We start from the raw sequence: 8,095 nt of genomic DNA, 5'->3' as shown, positions 1-8,095 counted from the left end.
TGAATACGTTCCCGGGCCTTGTACACACCGCCCGTCACGCCATGGGAGTCGAGAGCACCCGAAGCCAGTGGCCCAACCCCGGCTTGCCGGGGAGGGAGCTGTCCACGGTGAGATCGATGACTGGGGCGAAGTCGTAACAAGGTAGCCGTACCGGAAGGTGCGGCTGGATCACCTCCTTTCTAGGGAGTCATGGGAGTGGCCCTCACGCCACCACCCACTCCAAGGCCTGCGGAGGCAGGCCATGCACGCCTGTTGGCCATACATCAATATCGGGCATCGATGCGTGTCGTTGTCCGATCTTTTTGTGCATCGGGCCTATAGCTCAGTCGGTTAGAGCGCACGCCTGATAAGCGTGAGGTCAGTGGTTCAACTCCACTTAGGCCCACGCTGGAGGGTGGCGACTGACAGACCGGCTCTTCCAGATGCGGGGCTGTAGCTCAGTTGGGAGAGCGCCGCTCTTGCAAGGCGGAGGTCGTCGGTTCGACTCCGATCAGCTCCACACCGTCCTTTCAGGGCAACCTGAAAGCCGTTCTTTGACAATTTGCGATTTGGGTAGCTTCACAAGGCACAACCAAGGGTTCTCTGGCTTCGTCAGACGGAGTCAGTAACCATCTGCTGCAAACCTTAGGCGTTTGGTTAAGCTACTAAGGGCACACGGTGGATGCCTTGGCACGAGAAGGCGATGAAGGACGTGGTAAGCTGCGATAAGCCTCGGATAGGTGCAAACAACCTGAGACCCGGGGATCTCCGAATGGGGCAACCCGTTCCGGGTAATGCCGGAACACTCCCCGCTGAATCCATAGGCGGGTGAGGGCCAACGAGGGGAACTGAAACATCTCAGTACCCTCAGGAAAAGAAAGCAAACGCGATTCCCTCAGTAGCGGCGAGCGAACGGGGAAGAGCCTAAACCTGTCCTATGCCAAGCCTGCGTGCGTTGTAGGACAGGGGTTGCGGGACTCAGGAGGGTTCACGGCGCAGCGTGGCCGGGAAGTGACAAACTCAGCGGTTAGCCGAAGAGCCATGGAAAGGGCTCACCAGAGAAGGTGATAGTCCTGTAGGCGAAAACCAATGAGCTTCCTGTCCTGAGCTCCCAAGTACTGCGGGGCACGTGGAACCCCGTGGGAATCCGGCCCGACCACGGGCCAAGGCTAAATACTCTCTCGTGACCGATAGCGAACTAGTACCGTGAGGGAAAGGTGAAAAGTACCGGGGAACCGGAGTGAAATAGGACCTGAAACCGTGTGCTTACAAGCAGTCGGAGTCCCGCTGCGGCGGGATGACGGCGTGCCTTTTGCATAATGAGCTGGCGAGTTACTGTACGTTGCAAGGTTAACCCATTCAGTGGGGTAGCCGTAGCGAAAGCGAGTCCGAAATGGGCGCCACAGTAGCGTGCAGTAGACGCGAAGCCGGGCGATCTATCCATGGCCAGGATGAAGTCTCGGTAACACGAGATGGAGGTCCGAACCAGTGTCGGTTGAAAACGGCTTGGATGAGCTGTGGATAGGAGTGAAAGGCTAATCAAGCTCGGAGATAGCTCGTTTTCCCCGAAATAGCTTTAGGGCTAGCCTCGTATTAGAGTACCGGAGGTAGAGCACTGATTGGGCTAGGGCCCTCACAAGGGTACCAAACCCAGACAAACTCCGAATGCCGGTACCTCGATGTACGGGAGTCAGGCAGCGGGGGATAAGCTTCGTTGCCGAGAGGGAAACAACCCAGACCGCCAGCTAAGGCCCCCAAGTGTAGGCTAAGTGGCAAAGGATGTGGAATTGCACAGACAACCAGGATGTTGGCTTAGAAGCAGCCATCATTTAAAGAGTGCGTAATTGCTCACTGGTCAAGTGATTCCGCGCCGATAATTCACGGGACTCAAGCCTACCGCCGAAGCTACGGTCCCGCCACCACACGGTGGCGGGAGGTAGGGGAACGTTCCAGTTGCCTGCGAAGGTGCTTCGCGAGAAGCGCTGGAGGTCCTGGAAATGATTATGCCAGCATAAGTAGCGAGAATTCCGGTGAGAAACCGGGACACCGTAAGTCTAAGGTTTCCTGAGTAAAGTTAATCTGCTCAGGGTTAGTCGGACCCTAAGCCGAGGCCGAAAGGCGTAGGTGATGGAAAACAGGTGAATATTCCTGTACCACCAGTGGGTCGACCAAGACACCATGGGGTGACGCAGAAGTGAAAGGTCAGCCGGTCTCTGGATTGCCGGTCTAAGTGCGTAGGAGGACCGGGTAGGCAAATCCGCCTGGTCATAACTCCGAGACACGAACGGGAGGGCTCTGCCCACAAACTGACCCTAAGCATGCTGCCGAGAAAAACCTCTAGGTGAGACCCACAGGTGACCGTACCGCAAACCGACACAGGTAGACGGGGAGAGAATCCTAAGGTGCTCGAGTGAGCCCTGGTTTAGGAACTAGGCAATCTGACCCCGTAACTTCGGAAGAAGGGGTGCCTCAAGTAGGTGAATCCATCCCACTTCGGTGGGACTGGAGGAGCCCAACGAGGTCGCAGAGAAATGGCCTGGGCGACTGTTTACTAAAAACACAGGTCTCTGCCAAGCCGTAAGGCGCCGTATAGGGACTGACACCTGCCCGGTGCTGGAAGGTTAAGGGGACGTGTCACTCCGACTTGTCGGGGGAAGCACCGAACCGAAGCCCCAGTAAACGGCGGCCGTAACTATAACGGTCCTAAGGTAGCGAAATTCCTTGTCGGGTAAGTTCCGACCTGCACGAATGGTGTAACGACTTGGGCGCTGTCTCAACCAGGGGCTCGGCGAAATTGTAGTGCCGGTGAAGATGCCGGCTACCCGCGGCGGGACGGAAAGACCCCGTGAACCTTTACTACAGCTTAGCATTGGATTTCGGTATTGTATGTGTAGGATAGGTGGGAGGCTATGAGCCCCGAACGCCAGTTCGGGGGGAGCCGCCGTTGAAATACCACCCTTACTCTACTGGAATTCTAACCCAGGGCCGTGAAGCCGGTCCGGGGACAATGCTAGGTGGGTAGTTTGACTGGGGCGGTCGCCTCCTAAAGCGTAACGGAGGCTCCCAAAGGTTCCCTCAGCACGGTCGGTAATCGTGCGTAGAGTGCAAAGGCATAAGGGAGCTTGACTGCGAGACACACAGGTCGAGCAGATGCGAAAGCAGGGCTTAGTGATCCGGCGGTTGAACGTGGAATTGCCGTCGCTCAAAGGATAAAAGGTACTCCGGGGATAACAGGCTTATCGGGCCCAAGAGTTCACATCGACGGCCCGGTTTGGCACCTCGATGTCGGCTCATCGCATCCTGGGGCTGGACAAGGTCCCAAGGGTTAGGCTGTTCGCCTATTAAAGCGGTACGTGAGCTGGGTTTAGAACGTCGTGAGACAGTTCGGTCCCTATCTGTCGCGGGCGTAGGATATTTGCGGGAAGCTGCTCCTAGTACGAGAGGACCGGAGTGGACGAACCTCTAGTGTACCTGTTGTCACTCCAGTGGCAGCGCAGGGTAGCTACGTTCGGTCGGGATAAGCGCTGAAAGCATCTAAGTGCGAAACCCATCCCAAGATAAGATATCCCCTCCGCCGCAAGGCGGGCTGAAGGCCCCTCGTAGACTACGAGGTCGATAGGTCACAGGTGTAAGTACGGCAACGTACTCAGCCGAGTGATACTAATAGGCCGTGCGGCTTAACCAAACATCGTATGTTTGCAGCAGATGGTTAGTGACTTGTCTGGAAGCTAGAGGAAAGACCTCAAACCTAAATCGCAAATTGCAAAAAATTCCGGCGGCTATAGCGGCGGGGAAACACCTCTTCCCATTCCGAACAGAGAAGTTAAGCCCGCCAGCGCCGATGGTACTGCTCGGGCGACCGTGTGGGAGAGTAGGTCGCCGCCGGGAACTGATAGCGAAAAGGGAAGGACCGATGTCCTTCCCTTTTCGTTTCCAGCCCTCCCTCAAAGCGGAGAGCCTGCTCTCGCTCAGCTCTGGCAGCCTGCACAGAAGTAGGTACTCCGACCGCCGAGCCGCACCCGCACAATGGTCCCCCCACACCGTCGGCAAGGAAGCCCCTCGCGGCCGTACACATGAAGCCGCACCTGAAAGTAACCCCTTTCCCCTCCAGGGTTGCGAAAGCCTTCGTCGCGCAGAGTAGTGCCGCCTCGCTTGATAGCAGCGCGCAGCACCTCGCGCACGGCACGGCGCAGATGCCGCCATTCCTCGGCCGACAGCGAGCCAGCCGCCCGTAACGGATTGATCCCTGCCCGAAAGAGCGCCTCGTTGGCGTAGATGTTGCCGACGCCTGCTACAATCCGGCCGTCCATGAGAAAGCTTTTGACCGCGATACTCCGCCCCTGGGCGCGCGCTCTTAGGTGGGCAGCAGTGAACGCATCACTCAGCGGCTCGGGACCAAGGTTGGCGAAAGCACTCTTCGCCTCAGCCTCTGCCTTCTCCAGCACCTGCACGGTACCAAACCGGCGCGGGTCATTGTAGCGCAACTGCCACTCCGACCCCAGAGTGAACAGCACGTGATCATGTCTCTCAATCGGCACGCCAGGGCCGCAAAGCCGCACATGCCCGCTCATGCCAAGGTGGATGACCACCACACGCCCGTCGTCAAGCCCCATCAGCAAGTACTTGCCCCTCCTGTCGAGAGAGGCAATCCTGCACCCGACCACACTGCACAGTGCCGCGCTGTCCACATGGTGACGTAGACGTCCCTCCCGGACCTCGACCCCAGTGATGGAAAAACCGCAGATTCTCCCCTCAAGAAAGCGGCGCACACTCTCGACTTCTGGCAGTTCCGGCATGGGTCACCGTATCCGCTTCTCAAAACGCCTCGCACTCACCAATAGGATGGCAAGGCCGAACACCGCAAGGATGACCCCCTGTTCCCACAACTCCGTAATGCCTGAGCCCTTGATAAAGATCGCGCGGACCACCAACATGAAATACCGCAATGGGTTCAGGTAGCTTAGAGCTTGTATCCACCTCGGCATGTTCTCGATGGGAAAGAGGAAGCCGGAGGTAATGAGGGCGAAGATAAGAATGAACCAGGTCAAGAACATGGCCTGCTGCTGGGTAGTGGAACTGGAGGACACAAAGAGGCCAATGCCCAGGGTTGTGAAAAGAAAAAGCACCACGAAGAGCGCCAGGAGCCCGAGGTTTCCCACCAGGGGTATCTGGTACCACAGCCGGGCGACAGCGATGGCCAAGGCGACCTCGCCAAAACCAAGTATCGCAAACGGGATCGTCTTGCCCAGGAGCAACTGGTAAGGCTTGATGGGCGTGACGTTCAGCTGTTCCAGAGTGCCCACTTCCTTTTCGCGGACAAGGCCCATCCCGCTGAGGAGGGCCGTGGTGAGTGTCAGCAGGAAGGCGACAATCCCCGGGATCATGTAGTTACGATACCTGAGGTCGGGATTGAACCACACTTGCACGCGTGGCTCCACCAGCCGTGGGCGCCGTCCGAGAGCCAGCGCCTGGCGCTGCAGCTGGTCACTGAGATAGTCCTGCATCAGCCCGCTCGCATAGCCGAGTGCGACATTCGAGCTATTCGCGTCCTGTCCATCCAACACAAGTTGCAGCGCCGGCATATGACCCGCTACCACATCGCGCGAAAAGCCCGCGGGGATGACCAGCGCCACGGTCGCCCGGCCGCCATCAAAGTATTCGCCCAGACGCCTTGTGTCGTTCTCGACGAAGAGCACATCGAAATACCCCGAGTTCTTCAGCCGGGCGACCAGCTCGCGACTGTGCGCGGAGCGATCACCATCGCAGACCACCGTCGCCAGGTGCCTGACCTCACTGGAAACCACATACCCGAGCACGATGAGCTGCACAATTGGCGCCATGAAGATGAGAAAGACCATGGCGCGGTCGCGGAAGACCTGCAAGAACTCTTTGCGAATGATACAAAGGACGCGGCGCACGGCGCTCAGCCCTCCAGCCTCGTGCGGAACCTCCCCACGCTGACGAGTAGCAGGACTGTGCCAAACACGAAAAGCGCCAAGACGTCAGGCCACAAGTGGGCGAAACCCACGCCCTTCAGCATTATTCCCCTGATGATCCGGAGGTAGTATCGTGCCGGAACGATGTAGGTCATTAGCTGCAGCAACTTCGGCATTGACCTGATCGGAAAAATGAAGCCGGAAAGGAGAATTGATGGCAGCAACGTCGCCATAACGGCACCCATGAGCGCGGCACGCTGGGTGGTGGCCCGAGAAGAAATGAGCACGCCAAGGCTCAGCGACGCGTACACAAAGACCACCGAAAGAAGGAGCAAGAGGGCCGCGCTCCCCCGGAAGGGAATGCCGAAGAGCAGCACCGAGAAGACCACCACTGAGCTGGCATCCAACAAGGCCACGACCACATAGGGGCCGACCTTGCCGAGGATGAGCTCCAACGGATGGATGGGCGAGACAAGGATTTGCTCCACCGTGTTCGTCTCTCGCTCGCGCGTGACGGCTATGGAAGTGAGCAAGGCGCAGATCATCATGATGAGCACGGCCACCAGCCCCGGCACGATGAAGACCATGCTGCGTTGCTCCGGGTTGTAAAGGACGACCTGCCGCACTTCAAACGGCACAGGGAGCCCTGGCAGGCTCTCCACGGCCAGCTTTGCCATGAGCATGCGCGCGTAGTTCAGGATGATGGTCGCCGTGTTCGCGTTCGCGCCATCGATGAGTAGCTCCACTGCGGTGCTGGGCTTGGTGTGCAGCTCCCGCTGGAAGCCGCGGGGAATCACCAGGGCCGCATGTACCTTGCCCTTGCGCATAAGCGCTTCCACCTGGCTGATGTCGTTCAGCTGAGCAACCACGCGAAACAAGCCACCCGCCGTGAAGGACTGTAGCAACGCGCGCGACGCTGGCGTGTTGTCTCTGTCAATCAGCGCCATTCTGATTTGCCTGATGTCGAACGTGATGGCATAGCCGTAAAGCACCATCATGATGAGCGGGAGGAGGAAGATGATGATCAGGCTCCTTTGGTCCCGGAGGATGTGCAGGAACTCCTTGCGGGCTATGGCGAACAGGCGGCTACGCATCTTGTTGCCCCGGCTCGGTGACCACATCTGCTGGGCGCGTACTTCTCTCTACGATCTGCACGAAGACGTCTTCCACGTGGCCCGCCCTGAACCGCGCACGCAGCGCCGCCGGCGAATCGCAAGCCACCAGCCTCCCCTCGTGCATGATGCCCAGCCGGTTACAGTACTCCGCCTCGTCCATGTAGTGGGTGGTCACAAAGACAGCACTCCCGCGCTCGGCCATACCGTAGACGAGATTCCAAAATGACCGACGCGAAAGGGGATCTACCCCTGCTGTCGGCTCATCAAGAAAGAGCACTTTCGGCTCATGGAGGGTAGCGCAGCACAAAGCGAGACGCTGTTTCCACCCCAGCGGAATCGTTCGCGCCAGCTTGCCACGGTGGGCCGCAAGCCCCAACGAGTCCATCATGGCCTCTTTGCGGCTGCGCAGCCTCTGTCCGTACAGGCCGTAGATGCCGCCGTAGAAGTCGAGGTTCTCCTCGACGGTGAGATCTTCATAAAGGGAAAAACGCTGGGACATGTACCCGATGGATGCCTTGACGCGTTCGCTGTCGCGCACGACGTCAAAGCCCGCTACCCATGCCTCACCGGAAGTAGGCACCAACAGGCCGCATAACATGCGAATGGTGGTAGTCTTACCCGCGCCATTTGCGCCGAGGAAGCCAAACACCTCGCCGTAGCGCACATCGATGGAGACATGGTCCACGGCGACGAACGAGCCAAAGCTGCGGCAAAGATCCTTCGTGTGGATCGCCACGGTGTTGTCGGCCCATTTCATCACGTGCGCATCAGCTCCACAAACACGTCTTCGATGGTGGGGGAGGCTTCAGCGATCGAGTCGACGGCAACACCGCTTGCCTGGAGCTTCTTGGCGATCGCTTGCCGGGCACGGGTGGGCTCTCTTGTGCCCACACGGAGGTGGTCGCCAAACGCATGCACGTTGAGAATCGAGGGGAGGCCCTGCACGAGGCGCGCCGCCTCCAAGGGATGCGAACAGCGTACCTCGAGCAGTTTCGTGCGCGCTAACTTCGCAAGCTCAGCGGGGGCCCCTTGCGCGGTGATTCGCCCCTGATGCATGAACGCCAC

5 protein-coding genes, 2 tRNA genes and 3 rRNA genes are annotated in these 8,095 nt (G+C 58.7%); 5 read left to right on the top strand and 5 right to left on the bottom strand.

All coding sequences use genetic code 11. The features are described from left to right. The 5 genes from H5U38_05345 to rrf form a co-directional block, all read left to right on the top strand. A 16S ribosomal RNA gene (locus H5U38_05345) occupies positions 1 to 187 on the top strand; the annotation flags it as partial. Positions 188 to 311: 124 nt separating this feature from the next. Beyond that, positions 312 to 385 (top strand) — tRNA-Ile (locus H5U38_05340). Between the two features lie 41 nt (positions 386 to 426). After that, positions 427 to 499, top strand: a tRNA-Ala gene (locus tag H5U38_05335). A gap of 132 nt (positions 500 to 631) precedes the next feature. Next, a 23S ribosomal RNA gene (locus H5U38_05330) occupies positions 632 to 3,669 on the top strand. Positions 3,670 to 3,750: 81 nt separating this feature from the next. Continuing rightward, positions 3,751 to 3,867, top strand: a 5S ribosomal RNA gene (rrf, locus tag H5U38_05325). An 80-nt stretch (positions 3,868 to 3,947) separates the two neighbouring features. Here the strand turns inward: rrf and mutM are convergent. The 5 genes from mutM to H5U38_05300 all read right to left on the bottom strand — a co-directional run. After that, entirely contained in the window at positions 3,948 to 4,775 is an 828-nt protein-coding gene (gene mutM / locus H5U38_05320) for a bifunctional DNA-formamidopyrimidine glycosylase/DNA-(apurinic or apyrimidinic site) lyase (GenBank protein MBC7186441.1), read from the bottom strand. Positions 4,776 to 4,778: 3 nt separating this feature from the next. After that, on the bottom strand, positions 4,779 to 5,897 hold the full coding sequence (locus H5U38_05315; protein MBC7186440.1) for an ABC transporter permease: 1,119 nt from the start codon (positions 5,895 to 5,897) through the stop codon (positions 4,779 to 4,781). A gap of 5 nt (positions 5,898 to 5,902) precedes the next feature. Then, positions 5,903 to 7,009, bottom strand: coding sequence for an ABC transporter permease (locus H5U38_05310; GenBank protein MBC7186439.1), 1,107 nt, complete (start codon positions 7,007 to 7,009; stop codon positions 5,903 to 5,905). Next, positions 7,002 to 7,787 carry an ABC transporter ATP-binding protein gene (locus tag H5U38_05305; protein MBC7186438.1) on the bottom strand — a complete coding sequence of 262 codons (786 nt, stop codon included), beginning with the start codon at positions 7,785 to 7,787 and terminating at the stop codon, positions 7,002 to 7,004. Before H5U38_05305 ends, H5U38_05310 begins: the two co-directional genes overlap by 8 nt. After that, on the bottom strand, positions 7,787 to 8,095 hold a 309-nt coding region (locus H5U38_05300; protein MBC7186437.1), incomplete at its 5' end, for a DUF4162 domain-containing protein. The genes H5U38_05305 and H5U38_05300, both read right to left, overlap by 1 nt.

It is taken from the genome of Calditrichota bacterium (genome assembly GCA_014359355.1).
Classification (GTDB): Bacteria; Zhuqueibacterota; Zhuqueibacteria; order JANLFK01; family Oleimicrobiaceae; genus Oleimicrobium.
This window is presented reverse-complemented; position numbering and strand designations above follow the sequence as displayed.

Coding starts and splice junctions, on each gene's coding strand:
- H5U38_05310 (MBC7186439.1), bottom strand. CDS start 7,009: ATGCGTAGCCGCCTGTTCGCCATAGCCCGCAAGGAGTTCCTGCACATC.
- mutM (MBC7186441.1), bottom strand. CDS start 4,775: ATGCCGGAACTGCCAGAAGTCGAGAGTGTGCGCCGCTTTCTTGAGGGG.
- H5U38_05305 (MBC7186438.1), bottom strand. CDS start 7,787: ATGAAATGGGCCGACAACACCGTGGCGATCCACACGAAGGATCTTTGC.